At 64.9% G+C, this 22,608-nt stretch carries 24 protein-coding genes; 8 read left to right on the top strand and 16 right to left on the bottom strand.

Annotated features, from left to right (window positions below; genetic code table 11):
- Positions 1-91: 91 nt before the first annotated feature.
- Positions 92-1,255 (bottom strand): DUF4175 family protein, encoded by a 1,164-nt coding sequence (locus IVB36_RS10585; RefSeq protein ID WP_085350740.1) that lies wholly within the window; start codon positions 1,253-1,255, stop codon positions 92-94.
- Positions 1,243-3,189 (bottom strand): TIGR02302 family protein, encoded by a 1,947-nt coding sequence (locus tag IVB36_RS10580; protein WP_018453251.1) that lies wholly within the window; start codon positions 3,187-3,189, stop codon positions 1,243-1,245. Before IVB36_RS10580 ends, IVB36_RS10585 begins: the two co-directional genes overlap by 13 nt.
- A 166-nt stretch (positions 3,190-3,355) precedes the next feature.
- On the opposite strand from IVB36_RS10580, the gene IVB36_RS10575 reads away from it, so the two are divergent.
- Together IVB36_RS10575 and IVB36_RS10570 are read left to right on the top strand one after the other, a co-directional pair.
- Positions 3,356-3,739 (top strand): carboxymuconolactone decarboxylase family protein, encoded by a 384-nt coding sequence (locus IVB36_RS10575; protein ID WP_007597318.1) that lies wholly within the window; start codon positions 3,356-3,358, stop codon positions 3,737-3,739.
- Between the two features lie 217 nt (positions 3,740-3,956).
- Positions 3,957-4,853: an NAD(P)-dependent oxidoreductase gene (locus IVB36_RS10570; RefSeq protein ID WP_018453250.1), complete on the top strand. Its 897-nt coding sequence runs from the start codon at positions 3,957-3,959 to the stop codon at positions 4,851-4,853.
- Between the two features lie 400 nt (positions 4,854-5,253).
- Here IVB36_RS10570 and IVB36_RS10565 read toward each other — a convergent pair whose 3' ends face one another.
- Together IVB36_RS10565 and IVB36_RS10560 are read right to left on the bottom strand one after the other, a co-directional pair.
- Positions 5,254-5,580, bottom strand: coding sequence for a DUF1330 domain-containing protein (locus tag IVB36_RS10565; RefSeq protein WP_018453248.1), 327 nt, complete (start codon positions 5,578-5,580; stop codon positions 5,254-5,256).
- Positions 5,581-5,711: 131 nt separating this feature from the next.
- Complete coding sequence (locus tag IVB36_RS10560; protein WP_018453247.1) at positions 5,712-6,410, bottom strand: helix-turn-helix domain-containing protein; 699 nt, start codon at positions 6,408-6,410, stop codon at positions 5,712-5,714.
- A 182-nt stretch (positions 6,411-6,592) separates the two neighbouring features.
- Between IVB36_RS10560 and IVB36_RS10555 the strand changes: the two genes are divergently transcribed.
- The gene (locus tag IVB36_RS10555; protein ID WP_026232494.1) at positions 6,593-7,111 is read left to right on the top strand and encodes an SRPBCC family protein; all 519 of its coding nucleotides are present in this window, start codon (positions 6,593-6,595) and stop codon (positions 7,109-7,111) included.
- Between the two features lie 56 nt (positions 7,112-7,167).
- On the opposite strand, the gene lysA is transcribed toward IVB36_RS10555, so the two are convergent.
- From lysA to argH, 3 genes are all read right to left on the bottom strand, one after another.
- Positions 7,168-8,433 carry a diaminopimelate decarboxylase gene (gene lysA / locus IVB36_RS10550; RefSeq protein ID WP_018453245.1) on the bottom strand — a complete coding sequence of 422 codons (1,266 nt, stop codon included), beginning with the start codon at positions 8,431-8,433 and terminating at the stop codon, positions 7,168-7,170.
- Between the two features lie 23 nt (positions 8,434-8,456).
- Complete coding sequence (locus tag IVB36_RS10545) at positions 8,457-8,747, bottom strand: lipoprotein (protein WP_007615309.1); 291 nt, start codon at positions 8,745-8,747, stop codon at positions 8,457-8,459.
- 94 nt (positions 8,748-8,841) lie between these two features.
- Entirely contained in the window at positions 8,842-10,239 is a 1,398-nt protein-coding gene (argH, locus tag IVB36_RS10540; RefSeq protein ID WP_018453243.1) for an argininosuccinate lyase, read from the bottom strand.
- A 106-nt stretch (positions 10,240-10,345) separates the two neighbouring features.
- Here argH and IVB36_RS10535 point away from each other — a divergent pair, with 106 nt between their 5' ends.
- Positions 10,346-11,035 (top strand): TlpA disulfide reductase family protein, encoded by a 690-nt coding sequence (locus IVB36_RS10535; RefSeq protein WP_026232493.1) that lies wholly within the window; start codon positions 10,346-10,348, stop codon positions 11,033-11,035.
- An 11-nt stretch (positions 11,036-11,046) separates the two neighbouring features.
- On the opposite strand, the gene IVB36_RS10530 is transcribed toward IVB36_RS10535, so the two are convergent.
- The 6 genes from IVB36_RS10530 to IVB36_RS10505 form a co-directional block, all read right to left on the bottom strand.
- On the bottom strand, positions 11,047-11,241 hold the full coding sequence (locus tag IVB36_RS10530; RefSeq protein ID WP_007615312.1) for a hypothetical protein: 195 nt from the start codon (positions 11,239-11,241) through the stop codon (positions 11,047-11,049).
- A gap of 148 nt (positions 11,242-11,389) precedes the next feature.
- Complete coding sequence (locus tag IVB36_RS10525) at positions 11,390-12,271, bottom strand: 3-hydroxybutyryl-CoA dehydrogenase (protein WP_018453241.1); 882 nt, start codon at positions 12,269-12,271, stop codon at positions 11,390-11,392.
- Positions 12,272-12,463: 192 nt separating this feature from the next.
- Positions 12,464-13,408, bottom strand: coding sequence for an FAD-binding protein (locus IVB36_RS10520; RefSeq protein WP_018453240.1), 945 nt, complete (start codon positions 13,406-13,408; stop codon positions 12,464-12,466).
- Complete coding sequence (locus IVB36_RS10515; protein WP_018453239.1) at positions 13,408-14,157, bottom strand: electron transfer flavoprotein subunit beta/FixA family protein; 750 nt, start codon at positions 14,155-14,157, stop codon at positions 13,408-13,410. Before IVB36_RS10515 ends, IVB36_RS10520 begins: the two co-directional genes overlap by 1 nt.
- Positions 14,158-14,281: 124 nt before the next feature.
- The gene (locus IVB36_RS10510) at positions 14,282-14,854 is read right to left on the bottom strand and encodes a cob(I)yrinic acid a,c-diamide adenosyltransferase (protein ID WP_018453238.1); all 573 of its coding nucleotides are present in this window, start codon (positions 14,852-14,854) and stop codon (positions 14,282-14,284) included.
- Between the two features lies 1 nt (position 14,855).
- Positions 14,856-15,050 carry a twin transmembrane helix small protein gene (locus IVB36_RS10505; protein ID WP_018453237.1) on the bottom strand — a complete coding sequence of 65 codons (195 nt, stop codon included), beginning with the start codon at positions 15,048-15,050 and terminating at the stop codon, positions 14,856-14,858.
- Between the two features lie 204 nt (positions 15,051-15,254).
- Between IVB36_RS10505 and IVB36_RS10500 the strand changes: the two genes are divergently transcribed.
- A complete protein-coding gene (locus tag IVB36_RS10500) occupies positions 15,255-16,148 on the top strand; it encodes a YihY/virulence factor BrkB family protein (RefSeq protein WP_026232492.1) in 894 nt (297 codons plus the stop codon).
- Here the strand turns inward: IVB36_RS10500 and IVB36_RS10495 are convergent.
- Both IVB36_RS10495 and gluQRS read right to left on the bottom strand, forming a co-directional pair.
- Positions 16,075-17,376, bottom strand: coding sequence for an ATP-binding protein (locus IVB36_RS10495; RefSeq protein ID WP_026232491.1), 1,302 nt, complete (start codon positions 17,374-17,376; stop codon positions 16,075-16,077). The genes IVB36_RS10500 and IVB36_RS10495 overlap by 74 nt on opposite strands.
- 104 nt (positions 17,377-17,480) lie before the next feature.
- Positions 17,481-18,353 (bottom strand): tRNA glutamyl-Q(34) synthetase GluQRS, encoded by an 873-nt coding sequence (gene gluQRS / locus IVB36_RS10490; protein WP_026232490.1) that lies wholly within the window; start codon positions 18,351-18,353, stop codon positions 17,481-17,483.
- 223 nt (positions 18,354-18,576) lie between these two features.
- On the opposite strand from gluQRS, the gene IVB36_RS10485 reads away from it, so the two are divergent.
- Positions 18,577-19,230, top strand: a complete 654-nt coding sequence (locus IVB36_RS10485; RefSeq protein WP_085361089.1) for a DNA-3-methyladenine glycosylase — start codon at positions 18,577-18,579, stop codon at positions 19,228-19,230.
- 98 nt (positions 19,231-19,328) lie between these two features.
- On the opposite strand, the gene IVB36_RS10480 is transcribed toward IVB36_RS10485, so the two are convergent.
- Positions 19,329-20,216: a LysR family transcriptional regulator gene (locus IVB36_RS10480; protein ID WP_018453232.1), complete on the bottom strand. Its 888-nt coding sequence runs from the start codon at positions 20,214-20,216 to the stop codon at positions 19,329-19,331.
- Positions 20,217-20,393: 177 nt separating this feature from the next.
- Between IVB36_RS10480 and IVB36_RS10475 the strand changes: the two genes are divergently transcribed.
- Positions 20,394-21,368, top strand: a complete 975-nt coding sequence (locus IVB36_RS10475) for a nitronate monooxygenase family protein (protein ID WP_018453231.1) — start codon at positions 20,394-20,396, stop codon at positions 21,366-21,368.
- A 33-nt stretch (positions 21,369-21,401) separates the two neighbouring features.
- Positions 21,402-22,586 carry an ABC transporter substrate-binding protein gene (locus IVB36_RS10470; RefSeq protein WP_018453230.1) on the top strand — a complete coding sequence of 395 codons (1,185 nt, stop codon included), beginning with the start codon at positions 21,402-21,404 and terminating at the stop codon, positions 22,584-22,586.
- Positions 22,587-22,608 lie beyond the last annotated feature (22 nt).

The raw sequence follows: 22,608 nt of genomic DNA, 5'->3' as shown, positions 1-22,608 counted from the left end.
CCGGGGCATCCAGTAGCCGCAGCCTCTCGATTGAATCACAACCGTGTCGGAGTACTGGATCGCCCGGTCAAGCCGGGCAATGACAGAGAACTCAAAAATCCTTCAGCAGCCGCTCGATGTAATCGAGCTCGATCTGCGGGCGCGAGCTGTCCCCCAAGCGGCGGCGGAGCTCCTCGAGGATGCGGCGGACGCGCTGGGCGTCGATCTCGCCGGGGATCTTGACCGTGTAGTCGTCGCTCAGATCGCGGCCGTGAAGTGGGCGACCGAGCGGATCGGTCTGATTGCCGCCGCTCTGCTGACGACCGGGCCGGTTGCCGGGGCCATCGCCCTGCCCGTCGCCATCGCCCTGCTGCATCGCCTCGGCCATCTTCTGCGCGCCCTTGCGCAAGGCCTCGAGAGCTTTCCCCTGCGAGTCCACGGCACCATCCGAATTGCCTTCGCCGAGCTGCGAGCCGGCATCGCCCATGGCCCCGTCGGCGGCGTCCAGACTGCCGTCGTCATCGCCCTGGTCACCGTCCTGATCGCCATCCTGGCCCGGCTGTCCCTGCTCGCCCTGCTGACCCTTTTGCCCCTTCTGGCCCTGGCTCTTCTGGCCCTTTTGCCCCTTCTGCGTGAGGCCGCGCTTGGCGAGCTCGTCCTGCAGCTTCTTCAGGCGGTCGCGCAGCGACTGCTGATCCTGCTGGAGATCCGACATCGACTGGTCGCCCTGCTGCTTGCCGCGCGAGCGCTCACGCCGGGAATCCTGCCCCTGCTTGAAAGTCTTGTCGCGCAATTGCTGCTGCTTGCGGATCATGTCGCTGAGCTCGTTGAGCGCCTGCTCCATGTCGCTGTCGCCGGATTGCCCGGGCTGCGCCATCTGGAGGTTTTCCATGATCTGCGCGAGCTGCTCGAGCAGGCGCTGGGCCGCCTCGCGATTGCCTTCCTTCGCGGCCTTCTCGATCTGCTTCAACAGCTCGTCGAGATCGCGCTGCGTGATGACGGAACGATCGCGATTGGAGGATTGGCTCTTTTCCGTCGCGCGCTTGTAGTCCTCGAGCTTCTGAATCGCATCGGATTGATTGTTCAGGCTCCGTCCGGACTCCTTTTGCCTGAGGCTGTCGCCGGACTCCTGCATCGCCTTTTCCGCGCTATCGAGCAGCGCATCGGGATCCTGGTCCTGCTGGGCCGAGACGGCAGCGGGGAAGCCTCCCAGGAGGAGGGCAAGACAGGCGATCGAGATCGCCTTCACGACTGGCACGCGCGCTAGCTTCCGCATTTCCGGTCCCGCGTAAACTGATTGGCGCCGTCCTCGCCCCCCTTCGCCCGGCTGTTCGCCGACTTCCGATAGGCCTGCAGCTGCTGGCGCAAGACGTCCTGCTGCTGCGCCAGCTCTTCGAGCTGCTCGGGCTTGGCATGCTGGGTCTTCTGTCGCAGCTCGACCGCCTTGTCGAGGATGAGCTGAACCTCTGCCGGGAAAGGCTGCCGGGGTCCAAGCGGATTCTGCTCGGCGCGCCGGGCGAGATCGCGCACCTTGCCGGCCATCGCCTCGCGAAGCTTTTGCGTCAGCGCTTTGATCTCGTCCTCGCTGGCGCCGCGTTCCAGCGCCCGCTTGAGCGCGTCCTGAGCCGAGCGCAGCGCGGCGTTGACGCTGCCGGCGACACCGTCGTCCTCGATGGTGACCGCGAACGCCCACATGCTTCCCACTACATCGCGCAGCGCGTCGTCGGTGCGGGCGGCTTCCAGCTGCAGCGCCAGACTGCGCAGGCCGAGATAGCAGCCCGCATCCGGCGTGAACAATTCGGGTGCGATCATCAGCGCGTCGAGGGCGGCGTAGACATCCGAATTCTTGTTGGCGTCGAGCGCCAGGATGCGGCGCTGCTCGACCAGCGCGCGCGCGAGCAAGTTGGTGAACAGCCGCTCGGGCAGGCGCATGTTGAAGGGCTCGCTCTTGGCCTCGTTGCCGGCCTCGTCCTTGGCGGTGAGGGTCAGCGTGACATCGGCACCGGCATAGGGATCCTCGCTGAGGTCCTTCACCGTCTGACCGACGCCGTTGCGGGTGCGCGCATTCGGCAGCACGAGCGGGAATTGCGGCGGCTGGAATAGCGGCCGCGCGGCGGCCTTGGTGTCGGCCTCCTTGCTGCCATCCTTGACACCATCTTTGGTATCGGCGGCACGCAGGCCGATTTGCGCATCGGCGCCGGTGACGCCGTAATCGTCCTCGATCTTGTAGGTGAGCTGGAGTCCGCCACGGGCCTGGCGCTCGGGATCCTTGGCCAGCGCGATCGTCGGCGCGCGGTCCGGCGTTGCCGCAAACGCCCATTGCGGCTGGCCGGAGGGCGCGCGGACATGCGCGGTGCCGTCGCCGCTGATGGCAAAATGCTTCTCGTTGGTGCCCTTGGGCGCGGCTTCGGTGGGCGCTACTTCCTTGAGGCCGCCGGAGACGACAACATCAAGGCTGCCGCCGGAGGAGCGAACGATCAGGGTCGAGCCGGCGGGAACGGCAAGCGGACCGCTGGCCGGCAGCGCGGCGGCCTCCTTGTTCGCGGCCGACAGAATGACCGGCGGCTTGCCGGTGTAGAGCGGCGGCGTGACCCAGGCATCGACGCGAACATTCGTCGGGGCCAGCACGCCGTTCCAGTGGAAGGCGGCCCCGAGCCGCATCGCACGCTCGTCGCCGGCAGCGAAGAAGGTCGCAACCAGCATCACCATGACCAGCGCGCGCAGCGCCCAGGGATCATGCAGAGCGAGCCGGGGCTTCGGCAGACCGGCGCGGATGCGCTTGATCGAAGCCAGCGTGCGCTCACGCTGCGCCCGCCACAAGGCCTGCGCAACCGGGTCCTGCGAGCTCAGCGTGTCCGTCAGCGTGGTGGCCGGCCGGTGACGGATGCCGGAGCCGCGGTCGAGTCGGGCCAGCGCCTCCTCGCGGCTCGGCCAGCGGAAGCGACTCAACGGGAACAGGGTGACAATCGCGACGCCGGCGAAAACGACGAGACCGATGGCGCGGGCAATGGACGGCAGCGCCAGCCAGAGGCCGGCCCAGGACACCACCAGGAACAGACCGACGACGGTGAGAAGCCGCGCCAAATTTGGCCAGGCACGCTCCCACGCGATGGCATAAGTGGCCCGCTGCAGGGCTTGCGCCAGCTTCAGCCGCGACAGAGCGTCGCCATCGCGGATCGGGTCTGACGGGTCGGGGGTGACGCCGTTCAATCAACTCTCCAGGTTGCCCGGTAGAGAAGCGTACCACAACGGCAGCACTGAGGCATCCGTTCCTGTACGGGAGACACCCCTTTTCCCGCATAACACGAGGACGTGACTGGCCCGCCGCAACCCCGTAATTTCCGCGCCGACAGCCAAGGAAAACAAAGGAAACACCATGGACAAGAAGATGCACGACAAGGGCCTGGAAGTCCGCAAAGCAGTGTTGGGCGAGGCCTATGTCAACAACGCCCTGAAGACCGTCGACGACTTCAACCGTCCGTTCCAGGAGATGCTCAACGAATATTGCTGGGGCACGGTGTGGGGCCGCGAGGAGCTGCCGCGCAAGACCCGCAGCATGCTCAACATCGCGATGATCGCGATCCTCAATCGTCAGCACGAATTCCGCGCGCATCTGAAGGGTGCACTCACCAACGGCGTCAGCCGCGACGAGATCCGCGAGATCCTGATGCAGGTCGCAATCTATGGCGGCATGCCGGCCGCGGTTGACAGTTTTCGAATCGCGCGCGAGGTGTTCGCGGAGATCGACGGCAAGGCGTGAGGGGTGCCGGCGTGAAGGACGGGGACGCGACGTCCCCATGTCGTCCTGGCGAAAGCCGGACCCATAGCCACTGGCAGGTGTGGTTACGGGCACTCGGAGTTGCCACTTCGCGCCAAAACGTCTCCCTGGGGTAATGGGTCCTGGCTTTCGCCAGGAAGACACCGAGGATGGATACGGGCCGATCAACAACAACGAATAATCACCACAAGGAAACACCATGGACATCGGATTCATCGGCCTCGGAAATATGGGTTTCCCGATGGCACGGCGGCTGATCGAGGCCGGCCACCGGCTCGTCGTATTCGACACGCGCCAGGAGGTCGTCGACAAGCTGGTGGCGCGCGGCGCCACTGCGGCGACGTCGCCGAAGGACGTCGCCGACCAGGTCGAGACCGTCATGGCGAGCCTGCCTTCGCTGCAGGCTTCGCTCGCGGTTGCGACGGGGCCGAACGGCGTGATCGAGGGAAGCCGCGTCAAACGCTTCGTCGATCTCTCCACCGTCGGCTCAGCGATGGCGGTGAAGATTCACGGCCTGCTCGCCAAGCATGACATCGTGCAGATCGATTGCCCAGTTTCCGGCGGCGTCGGCGGCGCCGAGAAAGGCACTCTCGCGGTAATGGTCTCGGGGCCGAAGACCGAGTTCGAGCTGCTCAAGCCCGCGCTCGACGTCATCGGGAAAGTGTTCTTCATTGGCGAGAAGCCCGGCGCGGCGCAGACCATGAAGCTCGCCAACAACTTCTTGTCGGCCACCGCGATCGTGGCGACCTCGGAAGCGGTGGTGATGGGCGTCAAGGCGGGGCTCGATCCCGCCGTGATGATCGACGTCATCAATGCCGGCTCCGGCATGAACACCGCGAGCCGCGACAAGTTTCCGCGCTCGGTGCTGCCGCGCAGCTTCGACTTCGGCTTCGCCACGGGATTGATGGTGAAGGACGTGCGGCTGGCGCTGGAGGAGATGAAGCAGCTCGGCCTGTCGATGGAGGTCGCGGAGGCGGTCTGCCGGTTGTGGGAGACGGTCATCAGCACGGAAGGCGCCGAGTCCGATTTCACCGCGGCGATCAAGCCGATCGAGAAGAGGGCGGGCGTTGTGGTGGGCGGCAGGCCACCCGGCTAGCGCCAACACGACAGCGCAGCGCCGACGACCGGCGCTGCGCTGTCCTCCTTGGATCGATCTGCTACGAGCGGCGTCTGCCAAGTTCCGGAAGGTCGATCGGCTGCTCCAGTTGCAGGGAGGCCGAGCCCCCGCTGCATTTGATATACTTCTCGTCGCACCTGCGCATGCACCGTCTCTCGCTCGAGCATTTCGCAGAGGTATTGTTGCAGCTGACCCACGTAATGTCGCACCGTGTGACCCGGGCCGACGCGACGCCGGAGAGTCCGAGCACGAAGGCCACGCTGCAAGCTACGAAAAGCATGCGAAGCAGGCCGGCGCCGGCGAGTGAATCGTTCATTCGATCTCCTGTGTTGGCCGGGCACGTCTGCGCCTGCGGCCGGGTTTTTGACGAAGACGCAGTTCAAGCCTTGGCGAGATAGGGGATCGTGCCGGCCAAGTCCGTATCGTCGATCAACTGGAAGCGGCTCTCGCTGCCGCCCCTGCGCGCTGCCGCGAATCGGCCGTAGGCGGGATCAGTAACGAAGGACTCCGCCGCTTTCGCCGTGGGAAAAGACATGATCGCGATCAGCGATGTGTCGAGAGGGGCACCTTCAAGAGTTTTCACATTGCCGCTGCGGGAAAGATACTTGCCGCCATGCTTGTGCACCAGCTCGTGGACGGACGCGGCGTAGTCCGGCACCCACTTTCCGTCAGTCACTTTGATGTCCGCGATCAGATACGCTGTCATGTCGTGTCTCCTGGCTCGAGTTCAGCTCCGCGTTGAAGGGCGGGCATCACTTGGTGCCAGAACACGGCGCGGACTTGCCAGTACGGGAACTGTAGCGGGGCGATACAAATACTGAATTGCGCCGCCCTGGATCAGCTCGCCAGCTTGCGTTCCTTGGCGAACGGGCTAAGGCCGAGCCAACTTTGCATGGCCGCGGCAAGCTGCCGATCGCCGGTGAGCAGCATCCGCCGGCTTGCGGCGGCCGCCCGCACGGAATCGAGTCCCATCCAGATCGCCGTCATGGTGCGCAGATCAACCGACACGTAAAGGTCAACGTCGAAACCGGGATCAATCGAGCAGAGGTCGACACTGTCGTCGGGATCGACGATCAGCCACCACAATCGCTGCGTCGAAGGTAATTCCGGATACGCGAACTGCAGCACGCTGCGGCGGGTCGGCATCGGCGTCGTGTTCAAATTCCGCCGCATGTCCCACATCAACAGCTGGACATCGAGATGCTGAAGCGACAGATCCGACTCGATGCGGCGCTGGCCCCAGATGCCGAACGCCTCGACGATGGGGCCGAGTTCGCGTCCGGAAGCGGTCAGCTGATACTCGATCACGCCGCGCTCGGAAGCCGACGGCTGGCGGATGATGATGCCTGCAGCTTCGAGTTCCTTGAGGCGCTGGGAAAGCAGCGCAGGCGACATGCGGGGAACGCCGCGGCGCAACTCGTTGAACCGGGTCGAGCCGGCGACGAGTTCACGTAGCAGCACGACGGTCCAGCGCGTGCACAATATCTCGGCCGCCATCGCGACCGGACAGAACTGCCTGTAGCTGCCGATGGTCATGCGGGCCTCCGTGACAAGCGAAGGCGCAACCTTAGGGCCGCGGCGCGCGGCTTCCTAGTTCAGTTTCTGTATCAGCAGCGATTCATTCTCTGAACTGGCCGCGGACCGTGGTGAGCGTCTATTCGACCGGCATTGGCAAGCCGGCCGCCGCAATCGCGGCCCGCCGGACACAGGAGATTACCATGAAGAAATACGATTCAACGGCTTCCAGATTGCTCGTTTCGGTTCGCAGCGCCGCGATTTGCACCCTCGGCCTGGGCGTCGGCGTCATGCCGGCGTCCGCAGCCAATCTGACGAGGAGCATCGAGGTCAGCAGTGCTGCGGCCGAGGTGTGGTCCGTCATCGGGCCGTTCTGCGCGATCAAGGATTGGCTGCCGCCGGTGGGGCAGTGCATTGCGGACGGCAAGTCGCCGCCAACCCGGACGCTCGTCACCAGGGACGGCAAGGCCTCGTTCGTGGAGACGCAGACTGCGCGGAACGACAAAGACTACAGCTATTCCTACGCGTTCCTGTCGAGCCCACTGCCGGTGAGCCAGTACAAGTCGACCATCAAGGTCACGGCAAAGGGTGAAGGCGCATCGGTGGTGACATGGACCGGCATCTACACGCCCGACCCGGGGCGGGAGAAGGAAGCGGTCGATGCCCTCGGCGGCGTCTATGATTCCGGCCTCGCCGCAATCAGGGACCGGTTCAAGAAGTAGGGTCAATGCAGCGATGGGCGCAGCGCTAGCTGCGCTCATCGTGGACAATCACAGCCTCATAGCCACGGCGCCGGCGTATCCATCGCGATCAATTGCTCGACCTCGATGCGCGGACGCACGACCGCGTACTGGTCGCCCTTCACCAGCACTTCGGGCACCAGCGGCCGCGTATTGTAGGTGCCGGCCTGCACTGCGCCGTAGGCGCCGGCGGTCATGATGGCGATGAGGTCGCCGGGCTTTGGCGTCGGTAGCGTGCGATCGAGTGCGAGATAGTCGCCGGTCTCGCAGACCGGGCCGACGACGTCGGCCATGATGGTCGCGGCCCCCGTCGCAGGCTGCGTCACCGGCAGAATGTCGTGATGGGCCTCGTACAGCGTCGGGCGGATCAGATCGTTCATGGCGGCGTCGATGATGACGAAATTCTTGCCGTCACCGTGCTTCACATAGATCACCTTGGCGACCAGGATGCCGGCATTGCCGACGATCATGCGGCCCGGTTCGAACATCAGCGTGCAGCCGAGATTGTGGCTGACGCGCTTGACCATCGCGGCATAGGCGTCGGGCGCCGGCGGCGCCTCGCGGTCCATGTAATAGGGAATGCCGAGACCGCCGCCGAAATCGACATGCGAGATGTTGTGGCCGTCGGCACGCAGCGTCTGCACGAATTCGGAGAGGATGCGGAACGCGATCTCCATCTTGGAGAGGTCGGTGATCTGGCTGCCGATATGCACGTCGGTGCCTGTGACCTCAATGCCCGGCAGCTTCGCGGCGCGGGCATAGACCTCGCGGGCATGCGCGATCGGGATGCCGAACTTGTTCTCGGACTTGCCGGTCGAAATCTTCGCATGCGTGCCGGCATCGACGTCAGGATTGACACGGATCGAGATCCGCGCGGTCTTCCCGGTCTCGGTCGCAAGGCGCGACAGCAGCTCGAGCTCGGGCTCGGATTCGACATTGAGGCAGAGGATGTCGGCCGCCAGCGCAGCGCGCAGCTCGGCTTCCGTCTTGCCGACGCCGGAGAACAGGATCTTGCTTGCTGGAATGCCGGCGGCCAGCGCGCGCTTCAATTCGCCGCCGGACACCACGTCCGCGCCGGCGCCGAGCCTGGCCAGCGTGCGCAGCACCGACTGGTTGGAATTTGCCTTCATGGCGTAGCAGACCAGCACCTTCTCGCCCGCGAAGGCGTCGGTGAAAACGCGATAGTGCCGCTCGAGCGTCGCGGTCGAATAGCAATAGAACGGCGTGCCGACGGTTGCAGCCAGCTCGGACAGGTTCACCGCCTCGGCGTGCAGCACGCCGTTGCGATAGTCAAAATGATTCATGGCGTTGGCTCAGTTGCCCCAGCCTATCGGCTGGGTCTTTCGTCCAGGAGCGGGTCGAGGATAAACGGTTTCTTCCTGCCCTTGGTCGCCGCCGGTGCGGCGTCCGCGCCATAGGTGGGGTTGAACACGCTCGGCGTCTTCTGGGCTTCGGTCTCGGTATCGGTCGGCGGCGCGACGTTGGCCGTTGACGCGCTGGAGGCGGTCGGCGGCAGATCCAGCGGGCCCTTGCGGCCACAGCCGGCAAGCGCGAGCGCCGTCAGGCTCAAGACAATGATGGCCCACCCCGAGCCGGCCGGGCGAAACTTTGACGTCACGACGAAATCCCCACTACGCGCGGCGCACCATACAGAGATTGGCGCGCTCTGGCGAGACCCGGATGACCATGAAACATAAGCGAAATTTTGCTCCTCAGCCCAATTTTCGCTCTTTTTCCAGCCGCTTCAGCCAGGCCTTGGCCTGCGATGCCACGTTCTTCGGCGCGGTACCGCCGAAACTGGTCCGGCTCTTCACCGACGATTCGACCGAGAGCACGCCAAGCACGTCTTTCGTGATCTTCGCTTCGATTGCCTGCATCTCCCTCAGCGGCAGCTCGTGCAGCGCCACGCCGCCCTCGGCGGCTTTCGCGACGATGCGGCCGGTGACGTGATGGGCCTCGCGGAACGGCATCTTCAGCGTCCGCACCAGCCAGTCGGCAAGATCGGTCGCGGTGGCGTAGCCCTCGCCTGCAGCAAGCTTCATCTTCGCTTCATCAGGCACGAGATCTCGGACCATGCCGGTCATGGCGCGGATCGCGAGCGACAGCGCGGCGAAGCCTTCCATGGCGCCCTGCTTGTCCTCTTGCATGTCCTTTTGATAGGCGAGCGGCAGGCCCTTCATGACGATCAGCAGCCCATTGAGCGCGCCGATGACGCGGCCGGTCTTGGCGCGCACCAGCTCGGCGGCGTCAGGATTGCGCTTCTGCGGCATGATCGAGGATCCCGTGGTGAACTTGTCGCTGAGGCGGATCATGCCGACCAGCGGCGAGGTCCAGATCACGATCTCCTCGGCAAAGCGCGACATGTGCACGGCGCAGATCGAGGCCGCCGACAGCGTCTCCAGCACGAAGTCGCGATCGGAGACCGCATCGAGCGAGTTCGCCATCGGACGGTCAAAACCGAGCGCCTTCGCCGTGGCGTGACGGTCGATCGGGAACGAGGTACCGGCGAGCGCTGCAGCTCCGAGCGGGGACTCATTCAGCCGCTTGCGCGCGTCCTGGAAACGGCCGCGATCGCGCGCGGCCATCTCGACATAGGCGAGCAGATGGTGGCCGAAGGTCACCGGCTGCGCGGTCTGCAGATGCGTGAAGCCCGGCATGACCGTTCCGGCGTGCTCCAGCGCGCGCTCGACCAGCGCCTGCTGGAACGCGGCGAGCGAGGCGTCGGTCTCATCGAGGACATCGCGGACATAGAGACGGAAATCGGTCGCGACCTGGTCGTTACGCGAGCGCGCGGTGTGCAAGCGGCCGGCGGCAGGGCCGATCAGCTCGGACAGGCGGCTCTCGACATTCATGTGAATGTCCTCGAGCGCGCGCTTGAATTCGAAGGCGCCCTTGCCGATCTCTGACAAAATCGTGTCTAGACCCTTGCCGATATTTTTCGCATCAGAGTCCGTGATGATGCCCTGCGCGGCCAGCATCGCGGCGTGGGCCTTGGACGCGGCAATGTCCTGGGCAAAGAGGTGACGATCGACGTCGATGGAGACGTTGATCTCTTCCATGATCTCGTCGGGACGTTCCGAGAACCGGCCGCCCCACATCTTGTTGCTCATGATCCCCTGCTCACGCCTTGCCTGTGGCCGCCGCACGTTTGCTGACGGCTGCCAGCCGTATTAAGAGGCCTCTGATAGCCATATCTGCGACCGGATGACAAACGATATGCTCGACCCCAACGACAGGCTCGACCAAAGGACAGCACGGTCGGCCACGCGCCGTATCCCCGTGGTCATCGCCACCGTGGTGGTCGGGGGCCTGGCTGGCTTTGCCGCGCTGTACGGGCTGGGCCTGGGCCGGGCCCCCTCCGGCGATCCCGCCTGCCGGGCCGCGGTGAACACCGCACAGAAGATCGCGCCGCTTGCCCATGGCGAGGTGGCGGCGCTGACCATGGCGACCGCACCGCTAAAGCTGCCGGACCTGGCCTTCGAGGACGCCGACGGCAGGCCGAAGAAGCTGTCGGATTTCCGCGGCAAGACGCTGCTGGTGAACCTCTGGGCCACCTGGTGCGTGCCCTGCCGCAAGGAAATGCCGGCGTTGGACGAGCTCCAGGGCAAACTTTCGGGCCCGAATTTCGAGGTGGTGGCGATCAATATCGACACCCGCGACCCCGAGAAGCCCAAGACGTTTCTGAAAGAGGCCAATCTCATCAGGCTCGGCTATTTCAGCGATCAGAAAGCCAAGGTTTTTCAGGATCTTAAGGCGATAGGCCGGGCCTTGGGCATGCCCACCTCGGTGCTGGTCGATCCTCAAGGCTGCGAGATCGCGACGATCGCGGGGCCGGCGGAATGGGCGAGCGAGGATGCGCTCAAGCTGATCCGGGCTGCGACGGGCAAAGCCGCAGCGTCGTTCTAAGCGATGATGTTTTAGGCGGTGACGTTGAGGTTGCTGCCGACGCCAGCGCCGACATTGGCAAGCGAGGGCTGTCCGGCGCCGAGCAGCGTCAGGACGGTGGATTTCTCCGCATCCGCGTTCTGCTTCATCAGCGTCGCCGAGATATTCGACTGCAGCGCGCCTTGCTGAGAGGCCAGCATGCTGCTGACCATCGCCATCATGTCCATTACGCAAACCCTCGTACCGGCGGTAACCTAGAGGCGGGCGGTTAACGGGACATGAATTGTCGCGAGTCGCCGTAAGGTAGGCTTTCTCCGTCTCCCGGCTCTGCTGCGTATCGCTAACGCGCTGCGCAATGTCCCGGCACGAAACCCCTTATCTCGTCGGAATCGGCTTGGCGCCGCGGTAGTCGTAAAAACCGCGCTGGGTCTTGCGACCGAGCCAGCCCGCCTCGACGTATTTCACCAGCAGCGGGCACGGGCGGTACTTGGAGTCGGCGAGGCCCTCATGCAGCACCTGCATGATCGACAGGCAGGTATCGAGGCCGATGAAATCAGCGAGCTCCAGCGGGCCCATCGGATGGTGCGCGCCGAGCTTCATCGCCGCGTCGATCGCCTCGACGTTGCCCACGCCTTCGTACAGCGTGTAAATCGCCTCGTTGATCATCGGCAGCAGGATGCGGTTGACGATGAAGGCCGGGAAATCCTCGGAGACCGCGACCTGTTTGCCGAGCTTGCCTACGAATTCCTTTGACGCCTCGAAGGTCTGGTCGTCGGTGGCGATGCCGCGGATCAACTCCACCAGTTCCATCAACGGCACCGGATTCATAAAGTGAATGCCGATGAAGCGTTCGGGCCGGTCAGTGGCGGCGGCCAGCCGCGTGATCGAGATCGAGGAAGTATCGGAAGCGACGATCGCCTCGGGCTTCAACACAGCGCAGAGATCGTGAAAAATCTTGCGCTTGACCTCTTCCTTCTCGACGGCGGTCTCGATCACGAGATCGCAGTCCGCGAGATCGTCCAGCTTCTCGCCGGCTACGATACGCGCCATCGCCTTGGCTTTGTCGTCCTCGCTGACGGCCTTCTTGGAGACCTGGCGCGTCAAATTGCCGTTGATCGTGGCCATGCCTGACTTGAGGCGGTCGGTCGAAATATCGTTGAGCACCACGTCGAAGCCGGCCAACGCAGCGACATGCGCGATGCCATTGCCCATCTGCCCCGCGCCGATCACGCCGACCTTCTTGATTACTGCCGCCATAATGTCATCCACCGGAACGGCGCGCTATCAACCGCGCCTGCCTATCCCCCTGAGCCGGGAGGTCTGATTTAATCAGAACCCGGCCTCGAAACCTAGATTGGATCGCTTCGAAGGCGTGTCCCGCGCCAAAGAAAACGCCTCAAAAAGCAACACCGGCCGGAGTTTATAGCTCCGGCCGGTGTTTAGCGCGTTTTACTTGCCGAGCTTGCCGAGTTCGGCCGTCAGCTCCGGAACCGCTTGGTAGAGGTCGGCGACCAGGCCGTAATCAGCGACCTGGAAGATCGGCGCGTCCTCGTCCTTGTTGATCGCGACGATCACTTTGGAGTCCTTCATGCCGGCCAGATGCTGGATCGCGCCGGAAATGCCGACCGCGACATAGAGCTCGGGGGCCACGACCTTGCCGGTCTGGCCGACCTGCCAGTCGTTCGGCGCATAGCCCGCATCCACCGCCGCACGCGAAGCGCCGACACCGGCGCCAAGTTTATCGGCGAGCGGCTCGATGTACTTTGCGAAGTTCTCGCGGCTCTGCATGGCGCGGCCACCGGAGACGATGATCTTGGCCGAGGTCAGCTCGGGACGGTCACTCTTCGCGACCTCCTCGCCGACAAAGGACGACAGGCCCGGATCGGCCGCCGCCGCGACGCTCTCGACCGACGCGCTGCCGCCTTCACCCGCTGCGGCGAAGGTGGAGGTGCGCACCGTGATGACCTTCTTGGCGTCCTTCGACTTCACCGTCTGGACGGCGTTGCCGGCGTAGATCGGGCGCTCATAGGTGTCGGGGGCGATCACCTTGGTGATCTCCGAGACCTGCATGACGTCGAGCAGGGCCGCGACGCGCGGCATCACGTTCTTGAAGCGCGAGGTCGCGGGCGCGACGATGGCGTCATAGGACGGCGCCAGCGAGACGATCAGCGCGGCCAGTGGCTCGGCCAGATCGTGCGCGTAAAGCGCGCCGTCGGCGAGCAGCACCTTCTTCACACCGGCGAGCTTTGCGGCGGCGTCCGCCGCGGCCTTGGCGTTCTCGCCGGCCACCAGAACCTCGACGTCCGCGCCGAGCGCGGCCGCCGCGGTCAGGGCCTTGTTGGTCGCATCCTTGAGCGACGCATTGTCGTGTTCGGCAATCAGAAGCGTCGTCATCAGAGCACCCCGGCTTCGTTCTTGAGTTTCGACACCAGCTCGGCGACGTCCTTGACCTTGACGCCCGCCTTGCGGCCCGCCGGCTCGGTCGTCTTGAGAACCTCGAGGCGCGCGGTGAGATCGACGCCATAATCGGCGGCAGTCTTGTCCGCAATCGGCTTCTTTTTGGCCTTCATGATGTTCGGCAGCGAGGCGTAGCGCGGCTCGTTGAGACGGAGATCGGTGGTGACGATCGCCGGTCCCTTCAGCTTCACGGTCTGCAAGCCGCCGTCGACTTCGCGGGTGACCTTGAAGTCGCTGCCTTCGACCTCGAGCTTCGAGGCGAAGGTCGCCTGCGACCAGCCGAGCAGCGCGGCCAGCATCTGGCCGGTCTGATTGCTGTCGTCGTCGATCGCCTGCTTGCCGAGAATGATGAGGCCCGGCTGCTCTTCGTCCGCAATCTTCTTCAGGATCTTGGCGACCGCGAGCGGCTCGACCGCACCCTCGGCCTTCACCAGGATGCCGCGATCGGCGCCCATGGCGAGACCGGTGCGGATCGTTTCCGACGCCTGCGCCGGTCCGATCGAGACCACCACGACTTCGGTCGCCTTGCCGGCTTCCTTCAGGCGCAGCGCTTCTTCGACCGCAATTTCGTCGAACGGGTTCATCGACATTTTGACGTTGGCGAGTTCAACACCCGATCCATCGCTCTTGACGCGGACCTTGACGTTGTAATCGACCACCCGCTTTACCGGCACCAAGACCTTCATCGATCCTCTTTCACTCAATCTGGGAGGGGGTTATCAACTGGCGCGGAACCTAAAGGCCTGATCCGGCCCGGTCAACGCGCGAAGGGGTCTAATTTTGGCGCCCAGAAATGCGCGGCCCAATGGGTCAGCGATTCTGGCCCGGAACCCAGAGCACGTCGCCGGCGCCGTCTTCGTTGACCGCGCGGCTGGCCACGAACAGGAAGTCCGACAGGCGGTTCATATACTGGATGCCAGCGGCACCAACAGGTTCTTCCGGCCGGGCCGCCAGTTCCACCATCACGCGTTCCGCCCTGCGGCAAATCGTACGGGCGACATGGAGGTAGGCGGCGGCTGGCGTGCCGCCCGGCAGCACGAAGGAGGTCAGAGGTGCCAGCTTGTCGTTGAGCGCGTCGATGTCGCGCTCGAGCCGCTCGACCTGGCTTGCCACCACCCGCAGCCGCTCCGCCTTGCCCTCACGTTCGGGCACCGCGAGGTCCGCGCCGAGGTCGAACAGATCGTTCTGGATGCGGCCAAGCATCGCGTCGAGCTCGGGCGCATCCCCGGTGTGAAGCCGGACCACGCCGATCGCAGCATTGGTCTCGTCGACAGTCCCATAGGCCTCGATGCGCAGATCGTATTTCGGCCGGCGCTCGCCCGAGCCGAGCGCTGTCGTGCCGTCGTCACCGGTTTTCGTATAGATGCGGTTGAGCACGACCATGTTAACGCCCCATCGCCCACACGGCGGCCATCGCGATGACGATCGCCACGAACTGAAGCAGCACGCGCCAGCGCATCAGCTTCTGCGAGGTGTTGGGCGAGCCGCCGCGCATCATGTTGATGAGACCGAGCAGCAGCACCAACGCCACGGCGCCGACCGCAATCGGCAGGATGAAAGTACTCAGGAGAGATGCCATTCGAGGGTAAATAACACCCTCCGCGCCGGTCCGCCATGGCGTTCCCGATCTGGCTTTTAAGCCAATAATATCAGAAGCTAGCTGGATGAATCTGGATTTGCGCCAATTGCCTATCCTCTTGACCTATCCCCGCCTGCGGGGAGAGGTCGGAATGCGTTTCCCGCGCGCGGGAAGCGGAAGCAGCAACAGCAGTGCAGGTGGTGCGTGAAGGCAATCCGCACCATCTACCTTGTCGTAATGGACGCGTTCTACACGTTCCTCGCCGATGACGGCTGGGCGATCGCGAGCCACATCGCGCTGTCGACGCTGATGGCGCTATTCCCGTTCCTGATCGTCCTGACATCGCTCGCCGGCTTCTTCGGCTCCAAGGAACTCGCCGATCAGGCTGCGAGCCTCATGCTCCAGGTCTGGCCCAAGCAGGTCGCGGATTCGATCTCGGGGGAAGTCCACGACGTGCTGACCACGACCCGCACCGGCCTATTCACCATCGGCGCGGTGCTGTCGGTCTACTTCGCCTCCAACGGCGTCGAGGCGCTGCGGGTCGCACTGAACCGCGCCTATGCGGTCGTGGAGATGCGGCCCTGGTACTGGCTACGGCTGGAATCGATCGCCTACACGCTGATTGCGGCCTTCACCGCGCTCGCCATGGCATTCCTGATCGTGCTCGGGCCGCTGCTCATCGAGGCCGCGCGTGCGCACATCCCGCTGTTCGTTGAATCCAACGAGAGGATCCTCACCTGGCTGCGCTACGGCATCACCGTTGGCGCGTTGGTGGTGGCGCTGATGATCCTGCATACCTGGCTGCCGGCGGGACGGCGCCGGTTCCTCCAGATCCTGCCCGGCATCGTCTTCACCATCGTGGCGTCGCTGATCTCGGGCATCGTGTTCGGGCAATATCTGGCGCGCTTCGCCAATAATTACGTGACGATGTATGCGGGGCTCGCCTCGGTGATCATCGCGCTGGTGTTCCTGTATTTCATCGCCGCGATCTTCGTTTACGGCGGCGAGCTCAACGCCGCGATCATCAAGTCGCGGCTTCCTCACGGCGTGTCGCTGCAAGCAGCGCAGTCGCTAGCGCCCGCGGAGACACAGGCTTGACCAGAAAGGCGTCGGCGCCGGCCTCGCGTGAGGCGACTTCATCTTCGCCCCGACCTGACACCCCGATGATGGGGATCTGAGCCAGCGGCGTCGCCATGGTGCGGATCCGCCTGATCGCCTCGACGCCATTGATGCCCGGCAGCACCATATCCATCAGCACCGCGTCGAAGGCGCCCTGCGCGAGCCGGTTCACCGCGTCCTCGCCGCGCCCGATGAACTCGGCATGATGACCGAGTTCGGTCAGGATGGTGTTGAGCACAACGCGGCCGAACGGATTGTCCTCGACGCTGAGCAAGCGCAGCGCCGGAACCGCATCCATCTCGGCTTCGCCCTTCGACTTGCGGGACTTGCCCGATCCCGTGGCACACACCGACACCGTCAATGTGAAGGTGGCGCCACCGCCGGGCCGAGGCGCGACCGTGATGTCGCCGCCCATCGCGCGCGCCAGTTGCTTCACCGACGACAGGCCCAGTCCGGCGCCGCCGAAGCGCGAGGCAATGGTGACATTGGCTTGGGTAAACGGCCGGAACAGCCGTTTGATCTCGGCCATGGTGAGGCCGATGCCGCTGTCGGACACCGCGAAGGCGACACCGACGCTGCCTTTGCCCTTTGCTTTGCCTTTGCTCTTGGTCTTGTCCTTGCTCTTGACGGAACGCCAAGGCGCGACCGTGAGCGCCACGCCGCCGTGCTCGGTGAATTTCACGGCATTGTCGATCAGGTTCTCGAGCGCGGCGCGCAGGCGGACGGGATCACCGACCACCAGCCCCGGCAGCTTCTCCGAGATATCGACCTCAGCCTGGAGACCCTTGGCCGCGGCGCGACCGGCCAGCGAATCGCCGGCGTTGCGGGCGAGCGTCCGCAGGTCGAACAAATCCTGCCGCAGCGAGCTTCCACCCCCGACCCCCTTCCCGGTCCCCTTGCCACTTCGGGCGGCATCGACGAACAGGGTGGCAAGGTTCGCCAGATGCTCGGCCCCGGCCTTGATCGTGTCGGCCCAGCGTCTTTCCCGTTCCCCGAGATCCGAAGTCGCGAGCAGGTCGCTGATCGCGAGAATGCCGGTCAGGGGGGTGCGGACCTCATGGGCAAAGGCGGCAAGCGCGGCTTGGACGACGTCCAGCTCGACCCGCTTGGTGCTGCGCTTGCGCAACCGGGCAGTCGGCCCGGAGCGCTTCCGAGCCACTCGCTTGGACGTCCCCGTAGTGCGCGCTGCGCGCGTTTTCGCCGCCATAACTCCCCTTCGAAGTATCCCCTTCGAACCCCGCGCTGTCAGGCGAGCATGGCACGGCGGAACACCCGGAGTCACGGCGCCGTTTGGCTAACCCCCAGAGAAACTTAACCTAATCCCACCAACCGGCGGATACCGGCCGGCGTGGCGCCGCCGGCGCGCAGTTCACGAAGGCCGGTCGAGCTGGTTGATTTCGACAGCTTCCGGCCGCGCTCGTCGCGAAGTAGCCCGTGGTGGCGGTAGACGGGTTCGGGCAGGTGGAGCAGAACCTGAAGCAGACGGTGGACCGAAGTGGCGTGGAACAGGTCCTGGCCCCGCACGATCTCGCTGATGTCCTGGAGCGCATCGTCGACAACAACGGACAGATGGTAGCTCGTCGGCGTCTTCTTGCGGGCCACAATGACGTCGCCCCAGGCTTCTGGCCGCGCCGGGACGACGCCACGCTCACCATCCGGCCCCTCGCCCAGTTCGTTCCAGCTCAGGCCCACAGCGCGGCGGCAGGCGGCTGCCATGTCGAGCCGAAGCGCGTAAGGCGCACCGGTGTCGATGAGGCGGTCGCGCTCGTCCGCGGACAGCGATCTGGCGGCGCCGGGATAGAGCGGCACGCCGTCGGGATCGCGCGGCCACGGCCCATCCGCTTCACGCGCCTTAACCAGCCTTGCGATCTCGGCGCGGCTTTCGAAGGCTGGATAGACCAGGCCGAGCGCCAAGAGCCTGTCCAGCGCCGTCCGATACGCATCGAGATGCTCCGACTGCCGCCGCACCGGCGTCTCCCAGGCGATGCCGAGCCAGGCGAGGTCTTCGTAGATCGCTGTCTCATATTCCGGCCGGCAACGCGTCGCGTCGATGTCCTCGATCCGCAGCAACAGCCGCCCACCGGTCTCGCGCGCGCGGTCGGAATTGAGCAGCGCGGAATAAGCGTGGCCGAGATGCAGGTAGCCATTCGGGCTGGGGGCAAATCGGAAAACGGGTGGCGACATGCTTCGGAACTCATCATGGCCGGGCATAGCCGTCTAGACGGATGGCGTCGCTTCCGCTCGCCTGTGTCCCGGCCATCCACGTTCTTCGGAGCGGCGCACCGATCGTGTCAAGGTCCCCGAGAATGCGATGATCACCAGCCGTGCTAACAATGATGCACGTTGGAAAGACGTGGATGGCCGGGTGGAAGCCCGGCCATGACGCCGGAGAGAGTTGACGATTGCCATGACCATCCACCTCGAAACCCAATCCGATCTCGAAGAGGCCGTCCACGCGCTGGTCAAGCGCGATCCGCGCCTGAAGCCAGTGCTGGCGACTGCCGGCATGCCGGCGTTGCGGCGGCGCGAGCCGGGTTTTGCGGGGCTTGCCCACATCGTCTGCGGGCAACAGCTCTCGACTGCGAGCGCCGCGGCGATCTGGGGACGGTTGTCCGCCGCGTTCGATCCGTTCGACCACGAGGCTGTCCGCCGCGCCCGCACCGACCGGCTGGGGCGGCTCGGCCTGTCCGCCGCCAAGATCAAGACGCTGAAACATCTCGCGCGCGAGATCACCGCAGAACGGCTGAACCTCGACGTGCTCGCGGAAGAAGACGCTGATGCCGCGCATCACACGTTGATCGCACTGCCCGGCATCGGACCCTGGACCGCGGACGTCTATCTGCTGTTCTGCCTCGGCCATGGCGACGCCTGGCCGGCCGGCGACCTCGCCGTGCAGGAAGGCATCCGCATCGGGCTCGGCTTGCAGGCGCGGCCAACGGAGAAGCAGATGGCGCCGCTCGCCGAACCCTGGCGCCCCCTGCGCGGAGCGGCGGCACATCTGTGGTGGAGCTATTATCGCGCGGTGAAAAAACGCGAAGGCGTCATCGCGGGATCAACCTAGAGCTAGTTCCGTTCCGATGGAATCGGAACGGGGCTCTAGTGTTTTGTTTTGACGCGTTTTCTTGACGCGAACCGGTGTCCACTTCGCTCGAACACGCTCTAGCCCCGCAGCCCGACGCGATCGGTCCGGGCGCAATCGGCGACGAAGTCGATGACGGCCCGCACCGCCGGCAGTTCGACGAGGTCGGGATGGGCGAGCAGCCACAGGTCCGCCACGCTGGCGAGCTTCTGCGGCGCGACACGCACAAGATCGGGATAGCTTTCGGCGACAAAGCACGACAGGGCGGAGATTCCGAGTCCGGCGCGGACCGCCGCCAGCATGTCGCCCTGGGACGAGCAGCGCATCACCACCCAGGCCTGACGCGTGACGACGTCGCTCCAGCGCGCAAGCTGGAGATTGGAGGTCTGATCGGCGAAACCGATGACGCTGTGCCCCTTCCACTCGCCGCGCCGTTCCGGCAAGGACCGCCCGCCGGCGTAGCCGCGCGAGGCGTAGAATCCCGTGCCGAGACGGCCGATCTTGCGGCCGACCAGATTTTCCTCGCCGCTGTCGAAGGGCCGCAACACCACGTCCGCCTCGCGCCGGCGCACGCTCGCCGGAAACGGATGGGTGATGATCTCGAGCTGGACGTGATCGTGCGCGCGCAGGAACGCAGGCAGGCGCGGCATCAGCCAATGCGAGGCCAGCGTTGCGCCGATCGATAGCTTGACGGTCCCGCGCGCCTTATGCCCTCCGGCCGAGACTGCCGTCTCCGCCCGCAGCGCGGCCGCCGCCATTACCTCGGCGTGCTCGCGCAGCGTCCGTCCATCCGCCGTCAGCGCAAGGCCGTCGGCGGCACGCGCCACCAGCCTGGTGCCGAGCTGGGCTTCCAGCGCCGCAATCTTGCGGCTGACGGTGGGATGGCTGCTGTGCAGCCGGCGCGCCGCGCCGGTGAAGCTGCCGGTATCGGCGACCGCGAGGAAGGTCTTGCAAAGGTCCCAGTCCATGAGCGGCCTCTGTTCAAATCTGAAAAGTCGTCCGTTCAATATTGAACGATAAGAGGCCCCACTCCAACCCCTATAATGACGTCAAATGAAACATGGGCGGCAACTCGCCCGCGACAATCAAAGAAGGAAACGCCTCGTCATCCGCCTGCCGGCGGGCTGCGTTTCCGGGAGGACATCATGGCGCTGCCCGCTCTCTTGAAGGATTCGCTCGAGCTGCCCGTGGTCGGCTCGCCGCTCTTCCTCGTCTCCGGCCCTGAGCTGGTGATCGCCCAGTGCAAGGCCGGCGTGGTCGGCTCGTTTCCGGCACTCAATGCCCGTCCGGTGGAAAAGCTCGACGAATGGCTGAGCCGCATCGAGGACGAACTCGGCGAATACAAGTCGCGCAATCCCGGCAAGAAGGTCGCACCCTACGCCGTCAACCAGATCTGCCACGCCTCCAACGACCGGCTGATGAAGGACATGGAGACCTGTGTGAAGCACAGGGCGCCCATCATCATCACCTCGCTGCGACCGCCCGCCGAGCTCGTCGAGGCCGCACACTCGTACGGCGGCCTCGTGTTCCACGACGTCATCAACGTCAAGCACGCGCGCAAGGCCGCCGAGCAGGGCGTCGACGGTCTGATCCTGGTCTGCGCCGGCGCTGGAGGACATGCAGGAACGCTCTCGCCTTTCGCACTGGTACGCGAGGTCAAACAATGGTTCGACGGTGCGATCCTGCTGTCGGGCGCAATCAGCGACGGCTTCGCGATCGCCTCCGCGCTGACGCTGGGCGCCGACCTCGCCTATATGGGCACGCGCTTCATCGCGACGAAGGAAGCCAACGCTGACGAAGCCTACAAGTCGGCGCTGACGCAGCACACCGCGCATGACATCGTCTACACCAACCTCTTCACCGGCGTGCACGGCAACTATCTCGGGCCTTCGATCGCCGCGGCCGGGCTCGATCCGGACAATCTGCCGGCGGCCGACAAGACGAAGATGAATTTCGGCTCCGGCGGCAACATGAAGTCCAAGGCGTGGCGCGACATCTGGGGCTCGGGCCAGGGTATCGGCCAGATCGCCGACGCGCCGCCGGTCGCCGAGCTCGTCGACCGGATGAAACGGGAATTCGACCAGGCCCGACAGGATTTCCTGATGCGCGTCAGCGCCTGACGTCTCGGACCGACAATAAAACGGGAGGACACCATGAAGCTGGCAGCCGCACTGATCGGGATGTCGTTGCTGATGCTCGCCGGCGGCAGCGCCCATGCCGAAGGCAGCGACGAGATCCGCATCGGGCAGACCCTGCCCTACAGCGGCCCGGCCTCCGGCTTCGGCGCGATCGGACGGACGCAGGAAGCGTTCTTCGAGAAGGTCAATGCCGAAGGCGGCATCAACGGCCGCAAGGTCAAGTTCATCACGCTGGACGACGCCTATTCGCCGCCGAAGACCGTCGAGCAGACCCGCAAGCTGGTGGAGCAAGAAGAGGTGCTGATGATGTTCGGCTCGCTCGGCACCGCCACCAACAGCGCCGTGCAGCGCTATCTCAACGCCAAGAAAGTGCCGCAGCTGTTCGTGCTCTCCGGCGCCACCAAATGGGCCGATCCGCAGAAGAACCCGTGGACCATGCCGGGCATGGCGGCCTACGAATCCGAGGGCGTGGTCTATGCCAAATACATTTTGCAGGCCAAGCCCAACGCCAGGATCGCGATCCTCTCGCAGAACGACGATTTCGGCCGCGACTATGTCGCCGGCTTCAAGCGAGCGCTCGGGCCTAAGGCCGCAAGCATGATCATCGCGGAAGCGAGCTACGAGACCAGCGCGCCGACGATCAGCTCGCAACTCTCGACCTTGAAGGCCTCGGGCGCCAACGTGCTGTTCGGCGTCGTGCTCGGCAAGTTCACCTCGCAAATGGTCAAGGGCGTGGCCGAGATCGGCTGGAAGCCGGAGCTGTTCTTCGTGCCGACCTCGGCGTCGTCGATCTCTTTCCTGGAACCGGCAGGGCTCGACAACGCGGTCGGCCTGATCTCGTCGAGCAATCAGAAGGACACGATGGACCCGCAATGGGTCGACGATCCCGGCGTGAAGGAATACTTCGCCTTCATGAAGCGCTACATGCCGGCCGCGGACCTCTCCAACTCCAACTACGCCGCGGGCTATCACTATGCCACGCTGCTGATGACGGTGCTGAAGGGGTGCAAGGATGATATCAGCCGCGACAACATCATGCGCCAGGCGGCCTCGTTGAAGGATGTGAAGCTGCCGCTGCTGCTGCCGGGAATGGCGGTTACGACCGGCCCCGACGACTATCTGCCGTTCCAGCAGCTTCAGCTCCGGCGCTTCAATGGCAAGAGCTGGGTCGGCTTCGGCGACGTGCTGGATGATCGCTAGACGAGCGGGATGAGGAGACGCC

It is taken from the genome of Bradyrhizobium sp. 35, assembly GCF_023073215.1.
GTDB lineage: Bacteria > Pseudomonadota > Alphaproteobacteria > Rhizobiales > Xanthobacteraceae > Bradyrhizobium > Bradyrhizobium canariense_D.
This window is presented reverse-complemented; position numbering and strand designations above follow the sequence as displayed.

What these genes read in the sequence shown, in the direction of transcription:
- IVB36_RS10585 (WP_085350740.1), bottom strand. Translation starts at nt 1,255, where the DNA reads ATGCGGAAGCTAGCGCGCGTGCCAGTCGTGAAGGCGATCTCGATCGCC.
- IVB36_RS10575 (WP_007597318.1), top strand. Translation starts at nt 3,356, where the DNA reads ATGGACAAGAAGATGCACGACAAGGGCCTGGAAGTCCGCAAAGCAGTG.
- IVB36_RS10570 (WP_018453250.1), top strand. Translation starts at nt 3,957, where the DNA reads ATGGACATCGGATTCATCGGCCTCGGAAATATGGGTTTCCCGATGGCA.
- IVB36_RS10565 (WP_018453248.1), bottom strand. Translation starts at nt 5,580, where the DNA reads ATGACAGCGTATCTGATCGCGGACATCAAAGTGACTGACGGAAAGTGG.
- IVB36_RS10560 (WP_018453247.1), bottom strand. Translation starts at nt 6,410, where the DNA reads ATGACCATCGGCAGCTACAGGCAGTTCTGTCCGGTCGCGATGGCGGCC.
- IVB36_RS10555 (WP_026232494.1), top strand. Translation starts at nt 6,593, where the DNA reads ATGAAGAAATACGATTCAACGGCTTCCAGATTGCTCGTTTCGGTTCGC.
- lysA (WP_018453245.1), bottom strand. Translation starts at nt 8,433, where the DNA reads ATGAATCATTTTGACTATCGCAACGGCGTGCTGCACGCCGAGGCGGTG.
- argH (WP_018453243.1), bottom strand. Translation starts at nt 10,239, where the DNA reads ATGAGCAACAAGATGTGGGGCGGCCGGTTCTCGGAACGTCCCGACGAG.
- IVB36_RS10535 (WP_026232493.1), top strand. Translation starts at nt 10,346, where the DNA reads ATGCTCGACCCCAACGACAGGCTCGACCAAAGGACAGCACGGTCGGCC.
- IVB36_RS10530 (WP_007615312.1), bottom strand. Translation starts at nt 11,241, where the DNA reads ATGGACATGATGGCGATGGTCAGCAGCATGCTGGCCTCTCAGCAAGGC.
- IVB36_RS10525 (WP_018453241.1), bottom strand. Translation starts at nt 12,271, where the DNA reads ATGGCGGCAGTAATCAAGAAGGTCGGCGTGATCGGCGCGGGGCAGATG.
- IVB36_RS10520 (WP_018453240.1), bottom strand. Translation starts at nt 13,408, where the DNA reads ATGACGACGCTTCTGATTGCCGAACACGACAATGCGTCGCTCAAGGAT.
- IVB36_RS10515 (WP_018453239.1), bottom strand. Translation starts at nt 14,157, where the DNA reads ATGAAGGTCTTGGTGCCGGTAAAGCGGGTGGTCGATTACAACGTCAAG.
- IVB36_RS10510 (WP_018453238.1), bottom strand. Translation starts at nt 14,854, where the DNA reads ATGGTCGTGCTCAACCGCATCTATACGAAAACCGGTGACGACGGCACG.
- IVB36_RS10505 (WP_018453237.1), bottom strand. Translation starts at nt 15,050, where the DNA reads ATGGCATCTCTCCTGAGTACTTTCATCCTGCCGATTGCGGTCGGCGCC.
- IVB36_RS10495 (WP_026232491.1), bottom strand. Translation starts at nt 17,376, where the DNA reads ATGGCGGCGAAAACGCGCGCAGCGCGCACTACGGGGACGTCCAAGCGA.
- gluQRS (WP_026232490.1), bottom strand. Translation starts at nt 18,353, where the DNA reads ATGTCGCCACCCGTTTTCCGATTTGCCCCCAGCCCGAATGGCTACCTG.
- IVB36_RS10485 (WP_085361089.1), top strand. Translation starts at nt 18,577, where the DNA reads ATGACCATCCACCTCGAAACCCAATCCGATCTCGAAGAGGCCGTCCAC.
- IVB36_RS10480 (WP_018453232.1), bottom strand. Translation starts at nt 20,216, where the DNA reads ATGGACTGGGACCTTTGCAAGACCTTCCTCGCGGTCGCCGATACCGGC.
- IVB36_RS10475 (WP_018453231.1), top strand. Translation starts at nt 20,394, where the DNA reads ATGGCGCTGCCCGCTCTCTTGAAGGATTCGCTCGAGCTGCCCGTGGTC.
- IVB36_RS10470 (WP_018453230.1), top strand. Translation starts at nt 21,402, where the DNA reads ATGAAGCTGGCAGCCGCACTGATCGGGATGTCGTTGCTGATGCTCGCC.